We start from the raw sequence: 495 nt of genomic DNA, 5'->3' as shown, positions 1-495 counted from the left end.
CGGTGGCCTCGTCGAATCAACTCCTTCGCTGTCTGATAGCCGATGCCGCGAGCTCCACCTGTGATCGCCACGGTCCTGGCGGGGGTGTGAGGTGCGTTGTTCATCATGCTGCGCTCCTTGCATAGATGAGAGACATCGGTAGACGCCTGTCGGCCCGCTCTCGCGGTAGCGGCTGCGCACACGGGAGAGGGATATGGGTATCGCGCGTCGTCTCGTGCCCGGGGAGGCGTTCGGATCGGTCGTTCATCGCCCGCAGCCGCAACCCCAGCGGCAGAACGGGTCTCGTCTGTTCGGTGCAACTTCCGGTGTCGGCCTCAACACGGCCGCGGCGACGAGACAGTCATGTGGCACAGCTCTGCCAGCAGGTATCGGCTCACCCGATTCGAAGGTGTCCGAGGCGGTCCGAGTGTTCACGATCGCGATTGTTCGCGGAGAGAGCTCCGACCGATCGGCAGTCGGCCGCGATACGGGGTTCGGCGCGTATGTTCTCACCGC

General features: G+C 64.6%; 1 pseudogene. It reads right to left on the bottom strand.

Annotated elements, in window-relative coordinates:
• Positions 1-107: pseudogene (locus MTX35_RS26180) on the bottom strand (short-chain dehydrogenase); the annotation flags it as partial.
• Between the last annotated feature and the right edge of the window lie 388 nt (positions 108-495).

Origin of the sequence: Rhodococcus sp. ARC_M12 (genome assembly GCF_022810385.1) — a bacterium.
Taxonomy (GTDB): domain Bacteria; phylum Actinomycetota; class Actinomycetes; order Mycobacteriales; family Mycobacteriaceae; genus Rhodococcoides; species Rhodococcoides navarretei.
This window is presented reverse-complemented; position numbering and strand designations above follow the sequence as displayed.